25 protein-coding genes are annotated in these 25,093 nt (G+C 60.4%); 11 read left to right on the top strand and 14 right to left on the bottom strand.

All coding sequences use genetic code 11. From position 1 onward, the window contains the following. Positions 1-4 precede the first annotated feature (4 nt). The 8 genes from ABVN20_RS05020 to ABVN20_RS04985 all read left to right on the top strand — a co-directional run bounded on the left by ABVN20_RS05020 (position 5) and on the right by ABVN20_RS04985 (position 6,529). Positions 5-937, top strand: coding sequence for a LysR substrate-binding domain-containing protein (locus ABVN20_RS05020; RefSeq protein ID WP_368554390.1), 933 nt, complete (start codon positions 5-7; stop codon positions 935-937). Between the two features lie 107 nt (positions 938-1,044). Then, positions 1,045-1,605, top strand: coding sequence for a carboxymuconolactone decarboxylase family protein (locus tag ABVN20_RS05015; protein WP_368554389.1), 561 nt, complete (start codon positions 1,045-1,047; stop codon positions 1,603-1,605). Then, positions 1,602-2,384 carry an ABC transporter ATP-binding protein gene (locus ABVN20_RS05010; protein ID WP_368554388.1) on the top strand — a complete coding sequence of 261 codons (783 nt, stop codon included), beginning with the start codon at positions 1,602-1,604 and terminating at the stop codon, positions 2,382-2,384. The genes ABVN20_RS05015 and ABVN20_RS05010 overlap by 4 nt, the downstream gene beginning before the upstream one ends. Continuing rightward, on the top strand, positions 2,381-3,217 hold the full coding sequence (locus ABVN20_RS05005) for an ABC transporter permease (RefSeq protein ID WP_368554387.1): 837 nt from the start codon (positions 2,381-2,383) through the stop codon (positions 3,215-3,217). The genes ABVN20_RS05010 and ABVN20_RS05005 overlap by 4 nt, the downstream gene beginning before the upstream one ends. A gap of 8 nt (positions 3,218-3,225) precedes the next feature. Beyond that, positions 3,226-4,164 carry an ABC transporter substrate-binding protein gene (locus ABVN20_RS05000; protein ID WP_368554386.1) on the top strand — a complete coding sequence of 313 codons (939 nt, stop codon included), beginning with the start codon at positions 3,226-3,228 and terminating at the stop codon, positions 4,162-4,164. Between the two features lie 333 nt (positions 4,165-4,497). Continuing rightward, a complete protein-coding gene (locus ABVN20_RS04995; RefSeq protein ID WP_368554385.1) occupies positions 4,498-5,196 on the top strand; it encodes a hypothetical protein in 699 nt (232 codons plus the stop codon). Positions 5,197-5,209: 13 nt separating this feature from the next. Beyond that, positions 5,210-5,878: a hypothetical protein gene (locus ABVN20_RS04990; RefSeq protein ID WP_368554384.1), complete on the top strand. Its 669-nt coding sequence runs from the start codon at positions 5,210-5,212 to the stop codon at positions 5,876-5,878. A gap of 105 nt (positions 5,879-5,983) precedes the next feature. Further along, positions 5,984-6,529 carry a hypothetical protein gene (locus tag ABVN20_RS04985; protein WP_368554383.1) on the top strand — a complete coding sequence of 182 codons (546 nt, stop codon included), beginning with the start codon at positions 5,984-5,986 and terminating at the stop codon, positions 6,527-6,529. 43 nt (positions 6,530-6,572) lie between these two features. Here the strand turns inward: ABVN20_RS04985 and ABVN20_RS04980 are convergent, their stop codons facing one another. Beyond that, a complete protein-coding gene (locus ABVN20_RS04980) occupies positions 6,573-7,208 on the bottom strand; it encodes a hypothetical protein (RefSeq protein WP_368554382.1) in 636 nt (211 codons plus the stop codon). 235 nt (positions 7,209-7,443) lie between these two features. Next, entirely contained in the window at positions 7,444-8,532 is a 1,089-nt protein-coding gene (locus ABVN20_RS04975) for an NADH:flavin oxidoreductase (protein ID WP_368554381.1), read from the bottom strand. A 267-nt stretch (positions 8,533-8,799) separates the two neighbouring features. Between ABVN20_RS04975 and ABVN20_RS04970 the strand changes: the two genes are divergently transcribed. Continuing rightward, positions 8,800-10,074, top strand: coding sequence for an MFS transporter (locus ABVN20_RS04970; protein WP_368554380.1), 1,275 nt, complete (start codon positions 8,800-8,802; stop codon positions 10,072-10,074). Positions 10,075-10,155: 81 nt separating this feature from the next. On the opposite strand, the gene ABVN20_RS04965 is transcribed toward ABVN20_RS04970, so the two are convergent. The 3 genes from ABVN20_RS04965 to ABVN20_RS04955 all read right to left on the bottom strand — a co-directional run bounded on the left by ABVN20_RS04965 (position 10,156) and on the right by ABVN20_RS04955 (position 12,771). Continuing rightward, positions 10,156-10,923: an SDR family NAD(P)-dependent oxidoreductase gene (locus tag ABVN20_RS04965; RefSeq protein WP_368554379.1), complete on the bottom strand. Its 768-nt coding sequence runs from the start codon at positions 10,921-10,923 to the stop codon at positions 10,156-10,158. Between the two features lie 47 nt (positions 10,924-10,970). Continuing rightward, positions 10,971-11,669, bottom strand: a complete 699-nt coding sequence (locus ABVN20_RS04960; RefSeq protein WP_368554378.1) for an NADPH-dependent F420 reductase — start codon at positions 11,667-11,669, stop codon at positions 10,971-10,973. A gap of 178 nt (positions 11,670-11,847) precedes the next feature. Beyond that, the gene (locus ABVN20_RS04955) at positions 11,848-12,771 is read right to left on the bottom strand and encodes an NADPH-dependent F420 reductase (RefSeq protein ID WP_368554377.1); all 924 of its coding nucleotides are present in this window, start codon (positions 12,769-12,771) and stop codon (positions 11,848-11,850) included. Positions 12,772-12,783: 12 nt separating this feature from the next. Here ABVN20_RS04955 and ABVN20_RS04950 point away from each other — a divergent pair, with 12 nt between their 5' ends. Beyond that, positions 12,784-13,683, top strand: coding sequence for a LysR family transcriptional regulator (locus tag ABVN20_RS04950; protein WP_368554376.1), 900 nt, complete (start codon positions 12,784-12,786; stop codon positions 13,681-13,683). 103 nt (positions 13,684-13,786) lie between these two features. On the opposite strand, the gene ABVN20_RS04945 is transcribed toward ABVN20_RS04950, so the two are convergent. From ABVN20_RS04945 to ABVN20_RS04930, 4 genes are all read right to left on the bottom strand, one after another. Continuing rightward, entirely contained in the window at positions 13,787-15,193 is a 1,407-nt protein-coding gene (locus tag ABVN20_RS04945) for an APC family permease (RefSeq protein ID WP_368554375.1), read from the bottom strand. Positions 15,194-15,275: 82 nt separating this feature from the next. Further along, positions 15,276-16,070 carry an SDR family oxidoreductase UcpA gene (gene ucpA, locus ABVN20_RS04940; RefSeq protein ID WP_368554374.1) on the bottom strand — a complete coding sequence of 265 codons (795 nt, stop codon included), beginning with the start codon at positions 16,068-16,070 and terminating at the stop codon, positions 15,276-15,278. Between the two features lie 82 nt (positions 16,071-16,152). Continuing rightward, positions 16,153-17,151 (bottom strand): helix-turn-helix domain-containing protein, encoded by a 999-nt coding sequence (locus ABVN20_RS04935; protein WP_368554373.1) that lies wholly within the window; start codon positions 17,149-17,151, stop codon positions 16,153-16,155. Between the two features lie 188 nt (positions 17,152-17,339). Further along, positions 17,340-18,800: a PLP-dependent aminotransferase family protein gene (locus tag ABVN20_RS04930; protein WP_368554372.1), complete on the bottom strand. Its 1,461-nt coding sequence runs from the start codon at positions 18,798-18,800 to the stop codon at positions 17,340-17,342. Positions 18,801-18,899: 99 nt separating this feature from the next. On the opposite strand from ABVN20_RS04930, the gene ABVN20_RS04925 reads away from it, so the two are divergent. Beyond that, positions 18,900-19,529 (top strand): LysE family translocator, encoded by a 630-nt coding sequence (locus tag ABVN20_RS04925; protein WP_368554371.1) that lies wholly within the window; start codon positions 18,900-18,902, stop codon positions 19,527-19,529. A 41-nt stretch (positions 19,530-19,570) separates the two neighbouring features. Here the strand turns inward: ABVN20_RS04925 and ABVN20_RS04920 are convergent, their stop codons facing one another. The 5 genes from ABVN20_RS04920 to ABVN20_RS04900 form a co-directional block, all read right to left on the bottom strand. Beyond that, on the bottom strand, positions 19,571-20,728 hold the full coding sequence (locus ABVN20_RS04920) for a CynX/NimT family MFS transporter (RefSeq protein WP_368554370.1): 1,158 nt from the start codon (positions 20,726-20,728) through the stop codon (positions 19,571-19,573). A gap of 176 nt (positions 20,729-20,904) precedes the next feature. Continuing rightward, a complete protein-coding gene (locus ABVN20_RS04915; RefSeq protein ID WP_368554369.1) occupies positions 20,905-22,029 on the bottom strand; it encodes an alkene reductase in 1,125 nt (374 codons plus the stop codon). A gap of 108 nt (positions 22,030-22,137) precedes the next feature. Continuing rightward, on the bottom strand, positions 22,138-23,592 hold the full coding sequence (locus tag ABVN20_RS04910; RefSeq protein ID WP_368554368.1) for an aldehyde dehydrogenase family protein: 1,455 nt from the start codon (positions 23,590-23,592) through the stop codon (positions 22,138-22,140). A gap of 197 nt (positions 23,593-23,789) precedes the next feature. After that, positions 23,790-24,467 carry a type 1 glutamine amidotransferase domain-containing protein gene (locus ABVN20_RS04905; protein ID WP_368554367.1) on the bottom strand — a complete coding sequence of 226 codons (678 nt, stop codon included), beginning with the start codon at positions 24,465-24,467 and terminating at the stop codon, positions 23,790-23,792. A gap of 26 nt (positions 24,468-24,493) precedes the next feature. Next, complete coding sequence (locus ABVN20_RS04900) at positions 24,494-25,090, bottom strand: TetR/AcrR family transcriptional regulator (RefSeq protein ID WP_368554366.1); 597 nt, start codon at positions 25,088-25,090, stop codon at positions 24,494-24,496. Positions 25,091-25,093 lie beyond the last annotated feature (3 nt).

Here is a 25,093-nt window from a genome sequence, read left to right as displayed (position 1 = left end):
GACCATGGCCATTAGGAAATTCCCCTCGATGACCGCGTTGCGCGGCTTCGAAGCCTGCGCGCGGCACCTGAACTTTTCCCAGGCGGCGCTGGAATTGCACATCACCCAGAGCGCGATCAGCCATCAGATCAAGCAGCTGGAAGAGGTCATGGGCGCGCAGTTCTTCGATCGCAATGCCGGGGCGATGACGCTGACCAAGGCCGGTGCCGAGTTGCTGCCGACGGTGCGCAGTTTTCTCAAGGACATCAACGCCCTCGCCGGCCGTTTCGAACGCGATGCCCAAGGCCAGTCGATGGTCGAGCTGTTCGTGCACGATTCCTTCGCCAACACCTGGCTGATCCCGCGCCTGCCGAGGTTTCATGCGGCCCATCCGGACATTCGCATTCAGCTCAACACCCACGAATTTTCCCGCTTCGACCACCCTGCCGGACAGGCCGCCATCCGCCTGGGCGAGGACCACGCGGCGTGGCCGGGGCTGTACTCGGAGTTCATCCTGCCGGAGAAAATCTTCCCGGTGTGCAGCCCAGCGCTGATCGCCCGCCTGGGGCTGCCCGACAGCGTGGCGGACGTGCTGCGGTACCCGATCATCCTGCGCTGGCGCAGCCTGCTCAATGGCGAGATGGTTTCCACGCCGTCGTGGGATTACTGGCTGGAGAAAAACCAACTCACTGCGTTGCCGTTCGACTGCTCGCTCACCGTTCCCCATTCCAGCATGGCCGTGCTGGCTGCCATACGTGGCCTGGGCGTGGCCATGGCGCGCACCTCGCACATCTCCGATGAACTGCAAACCGGAGTCCTGCAAAAGCTGGTCGATGAAGAAATGGATTGCGGCACCGGGTATCACTTCCTCTGCGCACCGGGCAAGGAGCACACGCCGGAGATCCGCAGGATCCTGGAATGGTTTCGCAGCGAGAGCCTGCAACCGACGCATCAGTGATGGCAGTGTGCCGTGCCGTACGCATAAGCTCATTCCAACACGATATTTAGAGCCCGATCCGGACCCTGCCTAGAATCGGGCTCTTTTGTCAGTGGATCCAAGACACGATGTCGCGCCTTACCCCCCTCGATCGCCAGCACCTCGAACCCGCCACCGCCCACACCCTCGACCGCCTGCTGACCGACTACGGTCCCTATGCCAGCCTGCTCGGTGCCTTCGCCCATCGCCCTCCGGCGCTGGAGCATTTGTTCGGTTACCTGGTGCAGTCCAAGCGCGATGCGCTGATCTCGCCGCGGCACCTGGAAATCGCCTTGCTCACAGCGTCCAAGGCCCACGCCTGCCACTACTGCATCGTCCTGCACGAACCGAAACTGGCGGCCCAGGGCATCAGCCAGGAAGCCATCGAACACCTGCTCGACGAGCACGTGCCGGGGCTGGATGAACAGGACCTGCTGGTGCGCGACTACGCCCGCCTCGTCACCTTGACCCCGGACCGCATCGGCGACGACGTGCACCGCCGCTTGCGCGAGTACTACAGCGAGGAACAGGTGGTGGAGCTGACCATTCGCATCGCCCTGTGCAGTTTCTTCAAGCGTTTCAACGAAGCCCTCGAAGTGCCCAACGAAGACATCGTCGCCGCTGAACTGCACACGGCGGCGGCGGTATGACCGCCAAGCTGGCGATCAGTCACCTGCGCAAATCCTTCGACACCGACGGCCAGCTCGTGCCGGTGCTGGACGATATCAACCTGCAGGTCCAGGCCGGCGAATTCGTCAGCATCATCGGCCCGTCGGGCTGCGGCAAGTCGACCTTGTTCAACATCCTCGCCGGCCTGCTCGAACACGACAGCGGACGCATCGCCCTGGATGGCCACGAGGTGCCGCACCTGCGCGGCCGGGTCGGCTACATGCTGCAACGTGACCTGTTGATGCCCTGGCGCACGGTGCTGGAAAACGTGATCGTCGGCCTGGAAGTCCAGGGCGTGGCGCGCAGCGAATCCATCGACCGCGCTCGCGAATATCTGCAGGACTTCGGTCTGCTGCCCTTCCAGAACAGCTACCCCAAGGCACTGTCCGGTGGCATGCGCCAGCGCGTGGCATTGGCCCGCACCCTGCTGCCCGATCCGGACATCCTGTTGCTGGACGAGCCCTTCTCGGCGCTGGACTACCAGACGCGCCTGTACCTGGAAGCCATGCTGGTGGACACCGCCAGCCAACAGGGCAAGACGGTGGTGCTGGTGACCCACGACATTGATGAAGCCATCGCCCTGTCACAACGCATCTATGTGCTCAGCGCCCGCCCGGGCCGGGTCAAGAGCGAACAACGCATCGACCTGCAAACCCGTTCCCCCCTGGAGGCGCGACACGACCCGCGCTTTGCCGGTTACTTCGACCTGCTGTGTCGAGAGCTGGACATCCAGACTGCCGTCAGGAAACAGGCCTCATGAACACCACCTCTTCAACCGCCACACTGGCGACTCAAGCGACTGCGCAAAACAGCCGACGCCGCCTGCCGGTCAGCCTGGTGCAATTGGCGATCTTGCTGTTGATCGTCGGGGCCTGGGAGTACGGCGTGCGCGCCGGGTTCATCTCCGCATTCCTGTTCGGCTCGCCCAGCGGCACCGCATTGGCCGGCTGGAAGTTGATACAGTCCGGGGAGTTGTGGGAGCACGCCTACTACACCTTGTGGGCGTCCATCATCGGCTTCGTCGCCGGCACCGTGCTGGGCACCGTACCGGGTTTGCTGTTGTGGTACTCGCCCTATGTGGCGCGGGTGATCGAGCCGTTCCTGGTGGCGATCAACAGCGTGCCGAAAATTGCTTTCGCGCCGCTGGTGATTCTCTGGTTCGGCACCGGCCTGGTGTCGAAGATCGCCCTGTCGATCTCGCTGACCTCGATCGTCGCCCTGCTCGCGGCGTTCCAGGCGGCCAAGGACACCGACCCGGACCTGCAAAAAATGCTCATCTCGCTGGGCGCCAGCAAATGGCAGATCTTCGCCAAGGTGGTGGTGCCCTCCGCCCTGCCCTACGTGATCAGCACCTTTCGCATCAACATCGGCTTCGCCCTGGTGGGCACCGTGGTCGGCGAGTTCATCTCGTCCAGCTACGGCATCGGCCATGTGATTTTCGTCGCTTCCTCGCTCTACGACCTCAACACCGTGTGGGTCGGCATCTTCAGCCTGATGGCGCTGGGCTTTGTGCTGTATGCCGGCGTCGAGCTGGCCGAACGCAAACTGCTGCGCTGGAAAGACCAGACCTACGCCACGAACTTCAAACTCTAGGAAATCCCATGTTCTTGTCTCGTTCCATTCGTTTGGCCGGCTTCGCCCTGGCCGCTTCGCTGTCCGTGGGCGCTGTGGCCCAGGAACAAACCGTGGTTTCGGCCGCGTTCAAGTCGGTGTTCTACCTGCCGGTGTATTTCGCCGAGGAGCATGGCTACTTCAAGGACGAAGGCCTCGATGTGCGCATCGACGTGGCGTCGTCCTCGACCAACGCGCTGGCGGCGGTGATCGCCCGCAGTGCCGACTTCTCGCTGCATGGCCCCGAGTGGACCGCCATTTCCTTCAGCCGCGGCGCACCGGTGAAGATCGTCGGCGGCACCCTCAACCGCCTCGGCGTGTGGCTGACCTGCAAGGCCGACGTGAGCTTCAACGGCTTCGCCAGCCTGGCCGGCAAGACCATCTCCACCGGCACCATGCCCACCACCAGCACCTCGGCCTTCCTGCGCCTGGCGCAACAAGCGGGCCTGGATACCAAGAAAGACCTGAACATTTTGCAGGTGCCGATGGGCAACGAAATCGGCCCGCTCAGCTCCGGCCAGGCCGATTGCGCCGTGCTCTACGAACCGGGCGCGTCGCAGGCCGAGGCGCAGGGTTACAAGGTGGTGGCCGCCTTCTCGAAACAGATGGGGCCTTACACCTTCTCGGCGATCTCCACGCGCAAGGACATTGATCCGCAGGTCTCGCGCAAGTTTGTCAGCGGCATTGATCGGGCGCTCAAGACCATTCACAAGGATCCCGAAGCGGCGGTTGCCAGTGGCCTGAAGTTGTTCCCCAACCTCGACCCGGCGGTGGTGCGTGCTTCGGTGCTGCGCCTGATCAATGACGGAGTGTTCGCCGACTCGGTGGCCATCGAGCCCAAGGCCTTGCAGGATGCGTTGGCAACGCAGGTGGACCTGGGGAATCTGGAGCGGATTCCCGAGGACACAAGCTGGATTGATTTGCGCTGAACACTGCCCCCCTGTAGGAGCGAGCTTGCTCGCGATGACGGTGTGTCTGTTACGGTTACTAACCTGACACACCGCTATCGCGAGCAAGCTCGCTCCTACAGGCTTTGCGTCGATCCACCATCGCGCGGCGTGCCCAGGCCACTGTGGGAGCGGGCTTGCTCGCGATGGTCGTCAACGATAACGCGGGACGCCTGAATGCCCGCGGTGTCTGGGCTACCATCGCGAGCAAGCTCGCTCCTACAGGGGATTGTGGGCAGCGGGAAATTCAAATTGGTGTGGATTCGGCCGATACAGGGAATGCCCCGACTTGGGCCATCGCAGAAAGGACGCCTGATGCTGCACGCTTTCAGCCACAAGAAATCCAGGCTCTATCGCCGCTATCTGGGCCATAGGGATGAAACCACCGAACAACGGGTGGCCGAGGAAGATGAGATCACGTCGACGCTGATGGGCCCGCTGGCCTTTCTGTCGCCTGCGGCGATCGCCACTTTCTGGGGCGCGGTGGTGCGCCATCGCAATCCCGAGCATGCCTTCCCCACCGGCGCGCCCACCCATGCCGAAATGGAGTTCTGGCCACGTAGCGGTCGCATCGAGCCGGACCTTCTGGTGACGCTGACCTGGGGCGCGCAAACGCAGATTTTGCTGGTGGAATTCAAATGGCGAGCCCCCTTGAGCGGTGACGATCAGTTGCACATTCAATGGGAAAAGTATCTCGACAAGCACCGGCGGGATCATGCCCTTCATCTGTTTATCGGCCTGGATACCAGCGCCGCCAGCAATGCCCTGAATCACCGCGACTGCTGGAAAGGCAAGCTGATCATGCGCTCGTGGTTTGACATCCTCGACGCCATCGCCGCTATCCCCACGGGTCCCGGACTTGAGCTGCAACGCTGGATCGACCAGGTCCGCAAGTGCTTGAAGCTCATGGCCGTGGAACCCTTCAATGGCTTCGAAAAAAACCTGACAAAGCCAAAGCTTCCCAGCGTTTGCGATCATGTGTTTTTCGCTCACCCCCTGCCGCCCCAATCTTGAGAGTGCATTGCCAATGAGTGAAACCGGCCAAGCCATCACCGCCTCCATCGCGTTCGTCTCCCAAGTGGCCAAGGAATGCGAAGCGCTGGCGAAACTGATCAAGCAAGAGATCAGCCAGCTGTTCAGCCACGGACCAATGGACACCGTCTACACACCCGGCCAGTGGTGCAGCAGCTACAGGACCGACACCAGCGGCTGGATTTACAGCGATGTCGCCTGGACCTTGCCGCTCACACCGACACGCAAACGCAAGCCGACGGCGCACCTCGCGTTCCAGATGAGTTTTCTCTGCAATAACCTCGAGGGAGGCCTGAGCCCGGAGCCCCTGCTTCATATCAACCTGTGGGATGTCCCGACCAACGTAAGGTCCGAGGACTTCATGGGCTTCAAAATGTCCGGGCTGGCGCCCGCCACCATGACCCGACTGAGAGACGGCACCGCGCGCCTTTTTCGGTGGGAAGCGGAAAACGGCGCAGCAGACCACTGGACGTTCAGCTTGCCGCTTGCGCACATCAACAAAGCGGATGATGTCCGCGAACAGATCTGCACGTTCATCAGCCTGCTGTTGGCCGACGTGGATGCGGGTGAAGCTGCGCTCGAAGACGCACCGAGCGTTGTACGCTGGTCGGTGCTGGAAGAGACCTATGAAGATCGAAACGATTACTACCGGGTCGTTCTATAGCTCGACTGATCGTCCCCGCACCCTGATGGACACCAGCATGCGCACTTGATGGCGCAACGCTATCAATTGATAATCGCGCTCCCTCTTCTCACGCAAGGATATGCCGTGAAAAAGCTCTACCTCGCCCTGCCCGTCTGCGCATTGCTGTTGCAAGGCTGCGGTGTGACCATGACCCGCTACGAACCCAACTTTCAGAATGTCCAGCAGCTCAAGCAAAACGCGCCGTTGCAACCGGTACGCGATGCGCAGGTGAATGCTGATTCTGGCCAGGGTTCTCTGATGGTTCGCCTGAATCCGATTTCTTCGCCCGAGGGCAGTGTGCCGTTGCACATTCAGGCCGCGATCAGCGATGAGCTGCGTCACGCCGGGTTGCTTGACCCTCGTGCCGAACGGCAGTTGCAGATCCAGCTGGTCAAGAGCCAGCTCAACACCGGCGTGATCACCGGCCATGGTGAACTGGCTGCACGCTTCACCCTGCGCAAGGGTGACCAGGTGTTGTATGAAACCACCAAAGACGTGCAGCGTGATTGGGACAGCAGCTTCTTCGGACCGATCGCCATTCCTGCGGCGGCGAACAATTACAACCCGATGGTGCAGGCGCTGCTCAAGAGCCTATACAGCGACCCGCAGTTCGTTCAGGCACTCAAGTAAGCAAAAAGAAAGAGCCGCAAAAGCGGCTCTTGTCTGTTCGATGTCAGCCGCGAGGAATGCGGGCATCGACAGCGGAATACTTCATGCGGTTGCTGTCGACCCAGTTCTTCAGCAGCGCATTGACCTGACGGCTGAAGGTATCGGTGACAGCCGCTTTGGGCGTATTGCCCGCGAGCGGCAGGAACCAGATGCCCATCCAGGTATTCACCGCATCGTGGTTACTGGTTTTGCCCAATGACTGGCCACGGTCGTCCAGGGTTTCCAGGCTCATGGTGTATTGGTCGGTCGCCAGCGCAGGGATGATCGTGAGGGTCAGGCCACTGATGAACGCCAGCGCCATCTGCCCGCCACCCGGTGCGTGGTTGTACACCTTCAACCGAAGGCTGTAGTCACCTGGCTGCTTGTCGAACTCGTCGAAGCTGACACGACCGAAAAGACCGGACTCGTTGAACGCGCGCTTGAGGTCGGGCTTGAGCATCTCCCGCGCCTGTGGAACCTCGTTGGCCTGAGCGTTGCCGGGGTCGCCCTGGTAGAAATCGAAATCCACATAGACGTTGGGCTTGTTCGCGTAGCTGGCCATCGAGGGCAGATCGACCCGCGCCACTTCATCCTTGGTGAAGCTTGCGCATCCACCGAGACTCAATGCCAGGGCAAACGCCATGGCTTTTCCAAATTGCATATCGACTTCCTTGCTGATTCAAGAGCGCAGTCACGTTGGCTGCGGGGGCTGATTCTAGAGCGAATTCAGTAGAAGCAAAAGGCCATCAGCCAGTGATTCGACACACAGCCCCCTATGAAGCAGTATCGTCTGCTGCGCTTTTCAGCGCGCAACCTCTCTATCTGCGTCAGTAAGCCGCTGCGGCTGCCATCCGTTGACTCTCCCGTTAAGGGCACACTCTATGCGACCCGATCCCTCAAATGCTTTCCGGTAAAACCACACTCGGCCACTCACACATGTAATTGAAGAACCGCTCACTCAGCCCGCAGGTACGCAGGTACTCGGCGGTGACCGGCAGTTGCGGGCTTTCGTATTGCGGGTTGGCCCTGACCTGGCGCGGAAAATCGGTCTTGAGAATGCCCGCCCTGCCGATCAGCACGAAGTCGCACCCCTCTTCCAGCAGTTGCGCCGCTCGCTGCGCGCTCATGACCCGGCCCGCCGTGCCGACCCGCACGCCGCGACGGCGCAGGTTGGTGAAAATGCTGAGCATGGCCTGCCCCTTGAATGTTCCTTCCTGGACGATCTGGGCAGAGTCCCACAGGGCAAGGTCGAGGTAGTCGATCAGCTCGCGGTCGAAAAAGTCGGCGGCGATTTCCCGCAATTCGTCGAGTTGCAGGCCGTAGCGTTCGACAGACAGGCGCCAGCCGATCTGAAATTGGGGACCGCAGACGCGCCTGATGCCTTCGATCACCTCGACGGTCAAACGTGCACGGTTCTCGACGCTGCCGCCAAACCGGTCGGTGCGGTCATTGAGCAGCGGGGACATGAACTCAGAGAGAATCCAGCCAAAGGCACCATGCAGGGCGACGCCGTCGAATCCCGCCAGCTCTGCCCTCCTGGCGGCAGCGACGAAGCTGTCGCGAATGCGCTCCACCTCTTCGGTGGTCAAGGCCTTGATACCCGGCAAGGTGGATGCGGAAGCCGGCGCGGGCACACCGCCGAATTGCGCTCGGGCACGGTGACCGGCGTGGTGCAGTTGCACCGCCGATAATCCGCCGCCGCGGCGAATCGCGGCGGCCATCTGGCTCAGGCCACGCAGATGGTGATCGCTGTGGATCCCCAATTGACGTTCGAAGGCGATGCCACTGGATTCCACCGTCGTGGCGCAGGTTTGAATCAGCCCATAGCCGCCCTGGGCCACCTGTTCGATCCATTGTTGATCGAACTCGGAGGCGCAACCATCGCGCTCGCTTTGTTGATTGGTCAGCGGGGCCAGCATGAAGCGGTTGCTCATCGCCGGGCCATGCAGCAGCGAGAGCGGTTTGAACAGGTCTGAAACAGCCATGAATGATCTCCGGATAGCACACTGAAGCCATCCTCGGACAAATGCATGGATGTAGAGAATCTCTTGAAAACGCAATTGATTATTGCAGATAATGAAATTACCCAGCCGAACATCGGCCCGCTGGAAGATGCCTCGAAAATCTTCCGGCCGCAGTCTTCAACAGCGCGCTCATGCCCGCTAAGATGCGCGCCCTGAGTTGCCCGCTGCACAATTCCAATAAAGCCCATGCCAGCAACGATGCCTATCTGTTTGATCACTGAGGTCGTTATGTCTGTGCAATTGCTGTCCATGGCGCTGGCTCCGCTATTGGGTTTGTTCATCATGAGCATCAGCAGCGCGCTGATGTCGTCGCTGACGACGCTGCGCCTGGATGCCATGGGCTTCTCCGCGACGATGGTGGGGGTGGTGTCGTCGGCGTATTTCATCGGCCTGACGTTGGGGTCGGTGTTCAACGAGCGGCTGATTTCGCGCATCGGCCATATTCGGGCCTACAGCTGCTTTGCCGCGCTGATCGCGGTGACCATTTCCCTGCAAGGGCTGTGCAGCGACCCGTGGATCTGGTCGGCCCTGCGCCTGATCAACGGCTGGGCCATCGTCGGTGTGTACCTGGTGGTGGAAAGCTGGCTGCTGCTGGTGGCCGAACCAAAAATTCGCGGGCGCCTGCTGGCGCTGTACATGATCGCGCTCTACAGCGCCGGCCTGCTCGGCCAGTTGAGCCTGGGCACGGTGATGGGGGCTGGCGAAGCGGTGCCGTTTACCATTGCGGCCATGCTGGCATCGCTGTCGCTGGTGCCGATCGTCATGCTGCCCAAGGTCACGCCGCTGGTGGAGCGCGCCGAACCGTTGCACCCGGGCAAGTTGCTGAAAATCACCCCGACGGGCGTCATGGGCTGTTTTGGTTCCGGTGTGGCCATCGCGGCGGTGTACACCCTACTGCCGCTGTACCTGCAGAAAGTCGGGCTGAACGTGACTGAGGTCGGGCACATGATGGCGGCGGTGATTTTCGGCGCCATGGTCCTGCAATACCCGGTCGGACGCTGGTCGGACCGCAAGGACCGCCAGAGCGTGCTGATCATCCTGGCCGCCGCCTGCGCCGTGCTATCGGTCACTGCCGTGTTGTTGCCACCTTCGGGTTGGCCGATGTTGCTGGTGATGTTCCTGCTCGGTGGCGGTGTGTTCGCCGTATACCCGGTGGCGGTCAGCCACGCCGCCGACAGCGCGCCGGACGGAGCGCTGGTGCGCATGATCCAGGGCCTGCTGCTGATCAACTCGCTGGGCTCTGCGGTCAGCCCGATGGCCATTTCCCCGGTCATGACCTGGGGCGGGCCGTCGGGGCTGTTCTGGGCGTTTGCGGTGATCAACCTGGCGATGGTGGCATTCTTCGTCTGGCGTCGTCGCGAGCACCCGGTGCCAGTGGCTTCGGCGCCGTTTGCCGCGGCGGCGCAGTATTCGGCGACGGGCGTCGAATTGCGCATGACCGAAGACCTTGCGCAGGCGGTGCAGGCTCACGAGGCCGAAGACGACCTGGCCAAGGCCGGTTGAGTGATGTCGGGCTGGCGGGTTGCATCACGCCAGCCCGACAGCCCGGTGAGGACTGTTCAGTCCCGAAAACAGCGGACGGGTTTATAGCTTGTAGCCGCCACTTGCCTCAATGATCTGAGCCGTCACCCATCGGCTTTCATCGCCCGCCAGATACGCCACGAGTGCGGCGATGTCGCCGGTCTCTCCGAAGCGGCCCAGTGCGGTGTCGGCCTCGATCATTTTCACCATGTCGGCGTTTTCACGCACGGCCGCGTTCATATCTGTTCGTACCCAGCCCGGCGCCACGGCATTCACCGTGATGCCGTAGGGGCCCAGTTCCTGGGCAAGCGCGTGGGTCAGGTTATTGATACTGGCTTTGGCCATTGAATAGATTGGCACTGCCGACATGGCCCGCGAGCCAGCACCGGAGGTGATGTTGATGATTCGCCCGTTATCGCGCAGACGACTGAGCGCCGCTTGAACAACGAAAAACGGCGCTCGGGCGTGGACCGCAAAAATGGCATCCCAGTTGTCCGGGGTTGCGTCGCGGAAACTGCCCCAGCCGGAATTCCCGGCATTGTTGACGAGAATGTCGAGCGCTTTACTGCCGTTTCGGTCGCTGAGCTCTCGGTCCAGCTGTTCGAACAATGCCGGTATGGCCTGCACATCAGCCAGATCAGCCTGTAGCGCGAAGGCGCTGCCTCCGGCACTCCGGATTCCCTCGACCACCTCATCGGCGGCGGACTTGTTGGCGTTATAGGTCAAAGCGACCGTTGCGCCTTCTCGCGCCAGGCGCTCTGCTATCGACCGACCGATTCCCCGCGATCCACCTGTGACCAGGGCGGTTTTTTCCAAAAGCGATTGTGGCATCTGAAACTCCCTAAAAACTCGAATGCTGGTTGGGGTGAGCAGGCGCTTCAGGCCATTCGCTCGCGCACGATGGGTCCTGGAATCGCCTCGACAATCGAGACACCCAGCCGAATCAAGTCGGCATCGCCGTTGTATTCGTGCTCGGCAATGTGGTGCAGCAGAACGCCAAGCTGCTCCAGTTGGCGGGCGGCCTGCAAAGAACCCGCATTGATCGGCGTGAAGCCTGCGTCTTCAATCAAACGGCGTACGACCTGGCCGGCCTCCTGGTCATTCGTCGCGTAGAAAACGTTGGGCCTGGATGGCGAGGACGACCAGGCCGCCTCCTCCAGCACCGGCGCAGCCAACAGGCTGAATGCCTTGACCACCCGTGCGCGCGGCAGGCGTTGTTGCAGATACTCGGCGGTCGAGTTGTCACGCATGAAGGCGTGGTCATGGAAGTGCACAAAGTTGTCAGTGACGCCGAGCGGATTCATGGTCTCGATCACGATCTTGCCGTCGAGCGCGCTGCCCACCGCGTCAATCACGGCGTCTGCCCGGGGCCAATAGACCGAGAACAACACAGCGTCGCCAAACTGAGCCGCCTGTTCAAAACTGCCCAGGCTGGCGCGGTCACCCAGTTCGGCAAGCAACGGCGCAATCTTGCGATCCTCGCCATCCTTGGCGAGCACCAACTGATGATCGGCAGCAGCCCAGGCCCGCGCGAGCCGGCTGCCAACGTTACCGGTGTTCAGTATTCCTATCTTCATTACAGCCTCTCTTTCTCACAGTGAAAGACATCACTGTAGGGAGGCATGAAAAATAGATAAATAGCATGGATAACGACAGACTGTTGTCCTTGAAGACATCAATTTCACTGCACGAGTAAAACCGGCGCCCCCTCAAGATCACCGGACGCCAGCCAGGCTGGCGTACGGTGTAGAGGTCTCAGCCCTGGACAGTGTTTGCGCTGGCCAGCTCAAGAAACAGGGCAATGTGGATGGGTGGAAGACCTTCCAGCGTCCCGCCGATAGGCGATGGGCTCTTGGTAGTGCTGATCAACTGACGAGCCTGCTCCGGCGACATCGGTTTGCCCCGTTGACGGTAGACATTTTTCGCCTCTTCCTCGGTCAGGCCATCGGGAACGGCAGGCGCATAAGGCCAGAAGTAGATCGGCGTGTTGGGTTCGATACGCCAGCTGTCAGCGAGTGAACCGGCATCGACCACGTTGTATCCGACAGTCTCGATGAAACGCGTGACGGTTTCCTTCGCCGCGGTGTCGTCACCCGCGATCGGCAAGGTCGTACGTTCGGCATCCCCCTTGGGACGAGCGTTGTATTGCATGTGGATCCAGCCGATGTTGTGGATGCCCTTTACCACCTTCGCACCTTTGAGGTGTTGCTGGACCAGTTCGCTCGACGTCAATTGACCGTGATCGAGATCGGCCCGACGAAAATCGCCCATTCCCGGGTAGTAATTGGTTTGATCGAGCACCACCTTGCCGACGAACTGGTCGGCCGGCAGGGTTTTGAAGTTCGCCAGCGGAATGGCCAATGAAACGATATCGCTGGCGGCGATCGCCTCCGCCACCGAGCCTGCACGGGCAAGAGGGCCCAGTTCCTGTACCAACCCGGAAAGGGATTCAGGGCCGCGAGAATTGCTGATCACGACGTTGTAGCCTGCTGCAACCGCCAGATGAGCGACTGCCTTGCCCACCAGGCCGGAGCCGATAATGCCGATGGTTTGGGTCATCTTGAATCTTCCTTCTATGGCAATTCGGCGGTAGTGCGCCGAGAGACGTTCAGCACCACGTGGTGCCTGGGGCGCACTGTAGATTCGCTCGGTCGATTGATAAATGGAGTCCAAAGTCACAGACTGTTGTCCATGAACACATCAATTGATTTACCGGAAATGAGAGTCTTCGCCGCCGTCGTCACCGATGGCTCTTTCACGACGGCAGCGGACCGACTTGGCACGGATAAGGCTCGAGTCAGCCGCATCGTGCGCCGCATGGAAGAAAAGCTCGGCGCACAATTGCTCATCCGCTCCACGCGCCGGCTGAGCGTGACGGAAGTCGGACGCGACTACTTCGAACGCGCCATGTGCATCCTGACTGCCGCCGAGGCCGCTGAAGCGGCCGTGGCGCAGCAATCCAGGGAGCCGAAAGGGCTGCTTAAAATCACCGCCGGTTCTGAGTTCGGCACCATGGTCGTGGACCGCTGGATCGCCGCATTCCTGCGCCAGGCCCCGAAGGTGACGGTGGAGGCGGAATACACCAACCGTTTGGTCGACATCATTCATGAAGGCTTCGATGTTGCCATTCGCGTCGGCACACTCGAGGATTCAGGACTTTCGGCGCGCAAGCTGGGCGAGGTGTCCTACGGGCTGTACGCGACCCCTGATTACTTGAAGCGAGGGCCTGGGATTACTGCTGTCAGCGATCTGAAGCAGCACGACCTGATCATGAAGACAACGCGCGGCCGCTCAAACTGGAGCCTGGTGAACGGCGCGAACCTGGAGAAAGTCACGGCCACCCCGCGCTGTGCCGTCAACAGCACGATCGCGGCGAAGAATCTCGCGCTCGAAGGCCTGGGAATCGCGCAATTGCCTCGTTTCATGGCTGAGCCGTATGTGGCCGACGGCAGGTTATCCTGCGTGCTGCCCGGGTGGGCGGAGGTCCCTGCCCCCGTCCACGCCGTCTTCGCTTCGAGCCGCTACATGGACCCCAAAGTGCGCAGCTTCGTGGACTTGAGCTTGAGCGCGTTCAAGGGTGGCGACGCTTGAGCGCCCCGGTTAACCACCCTCGTCTCATCACCGCATCAGTCATTGCAGTCACAACGCGCGACTTGACCCGATGCGGTGCCAATGCGTGTGGCGAAAGGCTCAATCAAGCATTGCGGGAAGACCCTTTCATCACGCCGTAAAAGAACAGCACCACCAGAAACAACGGTGTGCCATTCACCCATCCTGACTCACTCCCGGTCAGCAGTCCGTAATTCTCGTAGATCAGATACACCGCGCACCCCAGCCCCAGCAGTGCCACCAACGGGCTGATCAGGACCTTGAGGTAGCGGCGATCACCAACTTTGTTGAAATGGGCAACGACCGCGAGCGAAATGAATGCCTGGAGACCGATGAGCCCCAGCGTTGCCAACGCCAGCGTGACCGGGAAAAGGAAAACGAACGCGTCGTAGCCCAACAACGTCGGGATGGCAATGCAGGCTGCAACCAACACGGTGACCAGAAGGCTCGCGTTGGCCGGGGAGTTTCTCCGGGGATGGATGTTCGACAGCACCTTCGGCAAATGTTGATCCTTGGCCAGGACATGCACGTAGCGAGTTGCCGCATTGTGCAGGGACAACAAACAGGCAAAGTTGCTCGTACACAACATGATCGAAACAAGGGTTGCCGTTGTGGCGCCCAGGCGCGTCGAGAACAGGTTGATGATCAGTTCGCCTTGAGCCGTTGCCGCTTCGCCCTTGATCGCCCCTGCCCCGATACCACCGACGATCAGCCAGATGATTACAAAGTAGGCGACTGCCACCAATGCCACCGCGAGACGCGTGGCACCCGGGATGGATTTTTCCGGCCGCCGGGCTTCCATTGCATAGAGCGCCGCAGACTCGACACCCAGGAACGCAGCCAGTGCGACCATCAGCCCGACGCCCATGCCAGGCGCCGTTACGGCTTGCATTGATACCGCCTCAACGGGAAAAGCCGAGAGTCCCTTGTCCATGAAAATGGAGATACCCAGCAAAAACAGCATGAAGAACTCTGCCAGCACCAATGGCACCAGGATCTTCGCGGCACAATCAATATTCGCCCGCCCCAGGTAGGACGTCAGCGCCATGAACACCACCGTCCATGTCGTCCAGCCAAGGTCCACGCCAAAGGTTTTCAGGGTCAAATGGGTGTAGTAGCCGGACACAATCGCCAGGGCAATGGTAATTGCCAGATAGGAGGCCAGTGCCACCCAGGCTGCTCCCACACCGACTCGGGGCCCGAACACCACCGACAGGTATTTGTAGAATGCGCCGGCGCCTGGAATGGCCCTGATCAACTCGCCATAGCCCATCGAAAAGCAGACCATCAGGATTCCCGCCACCAGAAATGTGCCGGCGAGCCCCGGACCATTACCGAGCTGGAACCCGATGGGGGCGGCCGTGAGAACGGCGCCCAGGGGTGCTGCGGCGGCAATCACCAGCAAGGCAATCTGCCAGGTGCCCAGATTGCCTGTGAGTTTTTCGCTCGTTGAAGGCGCGTTTTCATGCAGGGATTCGGCTAGCTCTGTCATCACAAAAGCTCCACTCTTTTATTTTTATGATTTGTGCAATGGGGTCGATGTCGTAGCGTCCCTGCTGAAACCGCAACGTTTCTTACATGCCGATGCTGACCGTTTCGGGAAGTGTGCTGGCACCGTCGATGACGATTTGCGCACCGTTGATGTAACTGGACTCGTCGGAGGCGAGAAACGCCGATAACTCACCGATTTCATCGGGCCTGCCGAGGCGTTTCATGGGGATGGCCGTGGCCAGCTCATCGAGCACCGACTTCGGATCTTGCGGATTGACCTGCCTGGCGACCTGTTCGGCCATCGGCGTCCAGATAAAGCCCGGGCAAATGGCGTTGACCCGAATGTGATGGGGGGCCATCTCCACCGCCAAGGCTTTGGTAAAGCCGATCAGCGCGGACTTGGACAAGGCATAGGCCACCTCTCCCGGGTCGGCAGTCATGTCACCGGTGACCGATGACATGACGACCACGGTCCCCCCGCCGGAGTCGATCATGTGCGGCAGAACCGCCCGTGCGCTATGCCAGGCACCTTTGACGTTGACGTCGATGTGCAGATCGAGATCGGCGTCGCTGGAGTCGAGAAACTTCGCAAGACGGCAAACGCCCGCATTGCAGACCAGCGCGTTCAACTGGCCAAAACGCTTCATGCCGGTTTCGGCGATCAGGCGCATGGACTGCGGATCGGTCACATCACCGACTTGCGCAAGCACTTGAACGCCGTAGGTGTTCTGGATTTCGGCCGCCACCTGATGAATGGATTCGTCAAGATCAACCAGGATCAAGTTGGCCCCGTACTTGGCGTAAATACTGGCGTGGGATTTACCCATTCCTTTTGAAGCCCCGGTAATCAACGCCACTTTGCCGTGTAACTTACTCATGTTGCCCTCCGGTTTTTTTGAACAAAGCGATCCCGTCATACGCAGGTCGTTACACCCGGCACGCTGTTTAAAAATTGGGTTTTCAAGTCATGGCGACAGTACGATGATTTCTCAGGGTGTCGGACGGCCGTTCACCAAACAGGTGTTTGTAGTAGACGCTGAACATGCCCATGTGCCAGAAGCCCCACTTTGCGGCCACTTCACTCACCCGGATCGGCCTGGCACTGGACACCAGCTCCGCCCTGACGCCGTTCAAACGGATGTAGCGCAGATAAGTTACGGGGCTGATACCCAGGACTTTATTGAAGGCGTAGTGCAACGAACGATGACTGGTGCGCAGCCCTTCGCATAAATCGGTCACCGTCAGCGCTTCACTTTTTCTCGAAAGAATATAATCGCGCGCACTGTCTACCACGTGACGATGGATGAACTGCTCGGCATGAGAGCGCTTGGACACGGGCAAGTCCGCGGTCATGCCAAGGAGTAACTGCATGATGTCGAAGGTCAGTTGTTTTCTGGCTGGCGCCGACTCGAGAATGAGAGGGTTGGTCTCGACGGCACGAAAGAAACTGTCGAACCGATCTCTGAAAGCCGCGCATTTTTCGGGTGCCAGCGCACTGACTTCGCGGGTCTGTGCGATCAGGTTTTTTTCGTCGAACTCATCGTCCAGGGAATAAGTCCTGAACGCTGCAACATCGACGGATGCACCATAGATATCGGAATAACCCGGCGTCTTGAATTTGAGCTCGGCATCCGGCCGCAGAAAGAACACTGAATCAATGCAATCGAGCGCTTGGCCACACCAGTAACCGTGACCACGCAATGCGATGGGAATGCCCAGGGCAAACTTGCCAGGCAGGGTCTGCCCATGCTGATCCACGGCCTGATTGATCACCTCGCGGAAGATCTGCACCACCCCCACGGAAATCTCGGTCACCGAACCTGCGAATCGCCCGGGGCTGATCTGCAGATATTGTTGCTGCCAGTCCGATAAAGAGTTCGCCAACACGCTGGCGTCGCACACGGAAACGCTCTGTAAACCTGCTGGGTGAGGTTTTTGCTGGACCGACATCGCGCTCATGGCCTGTCTCCCGGACGCATCAGTTTTTTCTTATTATTCGAAACGGCGTGTGCAACGCCGATCAAGCCTGCATCTCGCGTCCCATGCTCGATGGCTACGGTTTAAATCTACACGATGCTTGCGGGACCGGGGGCGAGATGCCCGAGATTGCGCATTTTCTTGATAGCCCCGTGACCACGGGCGGTGATTCAGCGCAGCAGTTGCGCAAGTTTTTGCGCAGCGTGTCTGGCCTGTGCCCGAGTCAACGCGGCAAAACCGAGCACGAACGCAGGCGCCAGGTTGATCTCACGACAGGAATGGCGAAGAGGCTGAAGGGTCAATCCAAACTTGCGCGCGCCGTCGATCAGGGCGTCTTCATCCTGATCCGGTAACAGCCACAGCACAAAATGAAAACCCGCGTGCTCGCCACTGACTCGATAACGCCCGGGCGCTTGCGCCTTGAGGGTTTCGAGCACGATGTCACGCAACGTCAGATACTCCTGCCGGGAACGGCGCATATGCCGCAGAAAACCGGGCCTACTCATGTAATGCGCCAGCCCCAACTGTTCCGACACGCCCACACTGCGCCCGACGGTATGCCACAAGGCGAGGATGCGCTGGTGCAGTTCCGGCGGCGCCAGCAGGTAGCCCAGCCGCAGGTTGGAAAACAGCGCCTGGTTGAAGCTCCCGCAGTAGACGACACGCTGCATCGAGTCGATGGATTTCAGCGCGGGCAGCGGCGCACTCTGGTAGTTGAACTCACTGTCGTAGTCGTCCTCGATGATCCAGGCGCTCTGGCGCTGGGCCCAGTCCAGAAGTTCAAGGCGTCGCGTGGCGGACATGATCACGCCCAGCGGTGACTGATGGGCAGGCGTCACGTAGGCCAGACGGCACTCGATTGAATCGGGCAGGTCGCGCAAATCCAGCCCTTCGTGATCAATGGGAACGTGCACCAGGTTGGCACCCGCCTCCTCGAAAATCCGGTGGGCGGCGGGATAGCCAGGGTCCTCGACACACACGTAATCGCCGGGTTGGAGCACAGCACGCGCCACCAGGTCGATGCCATGGCGAATGCCGTTGGTGATGAGCAACTGACCGGCATGGCAGTCGATACCGCGATGGAGGCGCAGATAGCTGGCGATCTGTTCACGCAGGGCCAGCGTCCCTTGCGGCTCGACACGACACATCTGCTCGGGCGTCATCGCCGCCATCGCCCGTTGCAGATGCGCCGCCCATTCAGCCGGGACGATCAGTCGCGGATTGGCCAGGCGCGCGACGAAAGGCACGCCCACCTGCGCCTGATGTGCGGGTGGCGGTCGCTGGGGCACGTCGTGCATTTTGGCCGGCTGCGTGTCATGTGACGTCCGATTATCGTTGATTGCCCTCTGGTAGCTGTCGGGGATGACTGCGCACACATGGCTGCCGGAGCCTACCTTGCGCACGATGTATCCCTCCAGTTGCAAGCGCTCAAAAACGCTTTCCACGGTACCGCGCGCAATCCCCCAACGTTGCGCGAGTGCCCGGGTAGACGGCAATCGTTGCGCGCCTTGTAACAGGCCATTGAGGATCGCATCACGCAAGGTGTGATAGGCGCGCTCCTGCTTCGTCGCACCGCCCGTTTGCGCTGGCAACGGCAGATCAACACCGGACGTGTATTTACCCTTGCTCATAATGGTCCATACCAATTCGCTGCAAATGGCCCTGCTCGGTAATCCACTTTACACGGAAAATGGCCACTTCCCACCGACCGGATTGACCACGAGCCCAGCATGTCTCTGACCGACTATTCACTCTTCGCGCTGATTGCGGCCGTCCAGGTGGGTTCACCAGGACCGTCTACCATTTTTCTGATCAACAACGCGCTGGTCTATGGCGCCAAACGTGCCATCTGGATTCTCACCGGCGACCTGGCTGCGATTGCGATACTCGCCAGTTGTTCACTGCTGGGCATCGACGCCTTGCTGCTGGCCAACCCACGCGTCTTCACGCTGGTCAAAATCGCCGGTGCTGCTTACCTGCTGTGGCTGGGTTTGCAGCAACTGCGGCTGGCGAGCAGCAACCGAGTCAACACCGCACAGGCGGTGCCGCGCGAACCCCTGCCGACGCTCTGGGGCAAATCGTTCATGGTCGGCATCAGCAATCCCAAGGCGATTCTGTTTTTCTCGTCCTTGTTGCCGCAATTTGTCGGCAACCCGAAAGACTCGAACCTGGGTGCCCTGCTCTCACTGATCCTGCTGTTCGTATTGATCAAACTCCTGGTGTCGAGCGCTTACGCCGTGACGGCGAAAACCATGGCGACCAGACTGGCCAGGCCAGGAGCGGCAGTCTGGGGCAAACGCATGACCGGCGGCGTACTGATGATTTTCGGCACACTGATGGTGGTCAATGCTTTCGAGTAACCACCGTGTGCACACGCAGGCCATCAGAATGCCCACTTTGATCAATCCGCAACGTGGCGCCGATGATGGCTGGGTTTCAGCAGCGGTGTAGTGCCCAACATCACCACACTGACCCCGACCATCAGCCACAAGGGCAGGTTGAAGCCGCCGGTCAGATCACGCAGGTAACCCATCAATAGAGGTCCGGCTGCCGCGATGACGTAGCTGAACAGCAACACGAACGCGTTCCAGGCATTCGCTTGTTCGGCGTTTTCGGTGTTGTCCAGAGGCAAGGTCAAGGCCAGCGTGAAGGCTCCTCCCGTGCCGAACGCGATCAACGGCACCGAGACCATGGGCATTGCATCGGGATCCAGGGCCAGTGTCAGAGTGCCGAGCAGAGCGATGGCGGAACTGACGGCCAACGCCACGCGGCGATCTTCGTTACGGCTGAGCACCCCGAACAACGGATTGGAGATCATGAATGCCAGGGTGAAACCGGCCAGGATCAACCCGGCGCAAGTGGTCGACCTGCCGAACTCGACATACATCGGTGCCGTCCATGAAATGAAGGCATAGAAAATGATGTTGTTGCAGGCGAAGAACAGTGCGATCAGCCAGGCCGTCGGGATACGCACGGGCATCGGATAGCTGATCGCTGCCGTTGCTCCCCGGCCATCCGCGGTGCCCTGGCGCCTGATGTAAAACCAGGCGGCGATGGCGATGATCACGGGCAACATCCAAAAACTCGCGCCCAGCCGCCAACTTGCCGCAGCCGTGGTAATCGGGCCCGTAGCGGCAGCGGCTATCGTGCTGCCCAGCGCCAGTGCCGTGGCATACAGGCTCATCAGCAACGCTGCGTGTTTCGGATAACCACCTTTGACGAATCCCGCCAGCAACGCCCCCGCCACCGCAATACCGGCGCCGATCCCGACGGTGGTCAGAAACAGAACGCCGATCGACCCGGCAACAGCGCGCAGCCCGGTCGCCGCGAACAGCACGACCAGCGCACCGAGGATGACCGCGTCACGGCCAAACCGCCGCGCCAGCCAAGGTGTCGGCAGCGCCATCAAGCCCATCAGCAACGTCGGAATGGCCGTCAGAAGCGATGCCTGCGTGTGGGACAGGCCAAAGTCCTCGATGATTCCTGGCAACAAGGGGCCGACCGAGACGATGGCGGGCCGCAGCGTCAACGCCACCAGCACGATGCAGATTATCGCCATCCACAGCGACGGCGGGTTGTGCGGTGGGCTCGCAGGCCTGCAAGGACGTACAGGCGGCGTTGTTTCAGCAGCCGACACGGGCTCGGCGAGCGGAACCTTCGAAGTCACCAACATAGTTGCATTCTCCAGCGCAGGCCGGACGTGCGACGGGCGCAGTCCGGCCGACAGGTCCGCGATCAGCCCGCGTAGGTCGGGTAATCAGTGAAGCCCGCCGCAGTCCCGCCATACAGTGAGGAAGGGTTCAGCGGATTGAGCGGCCAGCCGTTGACGATCCGCGCCGGCAGATCGGGGTTGGCGATGAAGGGCCGGCCAAAAGCGACAAGGTCGGCCAGGCCCGCTTCGACCAGGCGAGCACCCCGCTCTGCCGTATAGCGGCCCGCGTAGATGATGCGGCCACTGAACGTGTCGCGGACATCGCGGCGAAATGACTCGGGCAAGTCGGGCGCGTTGTCCCAGTCGGCTTCGGCGATCGACACGTAGGCAATGCCGGATGCCTCGAGCACCTTGATCGCTTCGATGTAGGTTTCATGCGGATCCTGCTCGACCAGGCCGATGTACACGCGATCCTGATCGGTGCTGGTGAACAGCGGCGTGAAGCGCACGCCCAGGCGATCGGGACCGACCACCGCCACCACCGCCTCGACGACTTCGCGCAGGAATCGCAGGCGGTTGTGCAGCGAACCACCGTACTCGTCATCCCGCTGGTTGGCATGCTCGGAAATGAACTGGTTGATCAGGTAGCCATTGGCGGCATGGATCTCGACGCCGTCGAAACCTGCCTCGATCGCATTGCTCGCCGCACGAGCATACAGGGCGACCAGTTCCTTGATCTCGGCCACGGTCAGGGCGCGAGGCATGGAGGGTGCGACCAGTTCACCGGTGCCGACACCGGTCTCGATAAAGGCTTTGGCATTGGTGGCCTGGATCGCGGATGGCGCTACCGGTGCCGCGCCGTCTGGCTGCAAGCCATGATGCGAGATGCGTCCCACGTGCCAGAGCTGAGCGAAGATCACACCGTGCTCGGCATGCACGGCGTCGGTGACTTTGCGCCAGCCCTCGATCTGCGCCTGGGTGTAGATCCCCGGGGTCCAGGCATAACCCTGGCCGCGAGGTTCGATCTGTGTTCCCTCGCTGACCATGAAGCCTGCCGAGGCGCGCTGACAGTAATAGACCGACATCAGGTCAGACGCGATATCGCCCGGCTGCGCGCTGCGCTGGCGAGTCAGCGGCGGGAAGACAATCCGGTTTTTCAGTGTGACGCCACCCAGTTCTACCGGGGTAAACAGTGCTTGATGTTGCATGCGATCAACTCCCAATCAAGTGAATACAAAAAGGCCTGGCCGCCTGCACGGGGCAGGCCTGCGAAGGCATCCGAAAATGCGCGGCCCCATGGGAGGCCGCGCTTGGCGTCACTTCTTGATCAGCACGGTTTTCGGGTTGGTGAACAACAGTCGGCCTTCATGGCCACCTTCGGTGCCCACTCCGGATTGCTTGTGGCCGCCGAACGGAATGTCCACGCCCTGGGTGTGCATCTCGTTGACCCACACCATGCCCGTCTCCAGGCGATTGGCCACCGCCACCGCTGCCTGGGTATCGCGGCCCCAGACCGAGCCCCCCAGGCCGAACGGGCTGTCGTTGGCGCGTTCGATCACATCATCGACGTCGTCGTAAACGATGATCGGAACGATCGGCCCGAACTGTTCTTCCTGGACGATCTTCGAGTGCTCCGGCGGGTTATCCACCACGGTCACAGGGATGAAGTAGCCCGACTGGCTCTCGTCCACCTCCCCTCCCAGGACGATCTTCTGACCATTGGCCTTGATGTCGTCGAGGAAGGTGCGAACCTTGTCGAACTGCATTTTGTTTTGCACCGGGCCGACCGTGACGCTGGGGTCAAGGCCGTCACCGAGCTTCTGCTGGCGGGCGTAATCAACGAATGCCGAGACGAACTCGCTGTGGAACGAGCGGTGGATGTACAGGCGCTTGATGCCCACACACCATTGACCCGAGTTACCGATCGCGCCCCAGAACAATTGCGCGATTGCTGCCTTCCAGTCGGCATCGGGCAGGACGATTGCCGCGTCGTTGCCGCCCATTTCCAGAGTCAGGCGCTTGACGGTGCCGGCAGCCGAACGGATGACATGCTTGCCGGTCTCCGTGGAGCCCGTGAAGCTGATCTTGGCGATATCCGGATGGGCCGTCATTTGCGGTCCCAACTCGTTACCACCGGAGACGACCGACAGCACGCCGGCGGGGAATACCGACTGCGCAATCTGCCCGAAGCGCAGCGTGGTCAGCGGCGTGAACGGCGATGGCTTGATCACCATGGTGTTGCCGGTGAGCAACGCCGGGGCGACTTTCCAGAGCGCCAGCAGCACCGGGAAATTCCAGGGCGTGATCGCGCCAACCACGCCCAACGGGGTGTGATGCAACTCGACGATGTGGCTGTCGGTGTCCTCAAGGATCTCGACAGGAATGCGCCGTGCGGCAATCTGGCGGATCCAGGAAATGGCCTGGTCGACTTCCGGTTGCGCGCCGGACTTCAGCGGTTTGCCTTGCTCCAGGGTGAGCAGGCGAGCGAGTTCCTCGCGATGGACTTCGAGCGCATCGGCATAGTCATCCAGATACTTCTGGCGCTGATCGTAAGTCAGCACGGACCACGTCTTGAAGGCTGACTTGGCTGCAGCGACTGCCTCGTCGAGTTGCTCGGCAGTGGCCGCCGGAGCACGAGCGAACTCGGCGCCCGTGGCCGGGTTCATCACCGCGAAAGAATCGCTGGTTTCCAGCAACTTTCCGGCAACACTGATGTAATAAGGACCTTCAAAGAGACTGCTCGACAATACGCGGGGCGATACACTGTTCATGACATCATCTCCAGTAAACAAAACAATAAACAGGTTATTTAAATGAGCGCTTGAACAGCGCTCGAACTTTCATTGGGCAACACTGATCCGTCCAGCCAAATAGACTGACGAACGGGCAGACTATCCAGCAGGATGTTATCGAGTTGATTGACGCGTAATCAGACGGCTAATGACGCCGTTACAGGCAGAGCATTAAGTTACAACAACAGTTTCAAAAGTACTTTCGCAACACCTTCGGAACTTGCCGGGTTTTGCCCGGTGACCAACAAGCCGTCTTCAATAACAAACGGTTGCCAGTCAGCGCCTTTTTCATAGTGTCCGCCGAGTGCCTGGAACTCATCCTCGATGAGAAACGGCACCACCTCGGTCAGACCTACGCCCGCCTCTTCGGAGTTCGCGAAGCCGGTTACGCGACGACCCTTGATCAACGGCTCTCCCGAGGCGGCCTTGACATGGCGCAATGCACCCGGCGCGTGGCAGACAAAGCCGATGGGTTTGCGGGCACGCTCGAATGCTTCAATCAGCGTGATCGAGGTGCGTGACTTTGCCAGGTCCCACAACGGGCCATGTCCACCGGGGTAGAAAACCGCGTCGAAATCGGCGGCGTTGACTTCGCCCAGTTTTACCGTATTGGCCAGAGCCTGTTGGGCTGCGGGGTCCGCCGAAAAGCGGCGGGTGTAATCCGTCTGGAAATCCGGCAGGTCACTGACAGGATCCAGCGGCGGTTGACCACCAGCGGGTGATGCCAGCACGACATCTGCGCCCGCATCCTTGAAGGTGTAGTACGGCGCCGCGAACTCTTCGAGCCAGAACCCGGTTTTCCTGCCGGTGTTGCCCAGTTGATCGTGTGAAGTCAGAACCATCAGTACTTTCATTTTTCGTTCCTCTGTAGACGTGAGTTTTAACGGGGTAGCGTGTCTTGCAGTACCGTTCGAGTCAGCGCCATGGCTTCGTCGAATGACGTCGATGTACGGGTGATTTTTGCCATGACGCTGGCCCCCAGCCACAGTGCGTACAACCGCAACGCCACCTGCTTCGGGTTGTCCTCCAGCGTCAGTGAACCGTCCTCGATGCCACGCTGCAGCGAGGCGCAGATCACCTCGATGATTCGTGAAGTGCCTCGATCGAGTGCCAGCCTCATGGGCTCCGAGAGATCGGCGACTTCTGCGCCCAGTTTGACCGCCAGACATTTTCCCGCATCGGTCTGCAGCGTCTGGTTATCAATCCAGCATTGCCAATAACTCAGCAACTTCTGTTGTTCCGATCTATCTGCCGCGTTGAAAAGCTTTTCCATACCCTGAAGATAACCATCGAAGTAGTTATCCAACAGCGCGACACCAAAGGCATCCTTTGAACCGAAGTAGTGATAAAAAGAGCCCTTTGGAACTTCGGCAGCCTGAAGCACTTCATTCAAGCCAACGGCGGAAAACCCTTTATTACTTACAATCAATTGCGCGGCATGCAGAATCGTCTGCTTTACGCTCTTGGTTTCATTCATATT

It is taken from the genome of Pseudomonas sp. MYb118 (assembly GCF_040947875.1).
Lineage (GTDB): Bacteria > Pseudomonadota > Gammaproteobacteria > Pseudomonadales > Pseudomonadaceae > Aquipseudomonas.
This window is presented reverse-complemented; position numbering and strand designations above follow the sequence as displayed.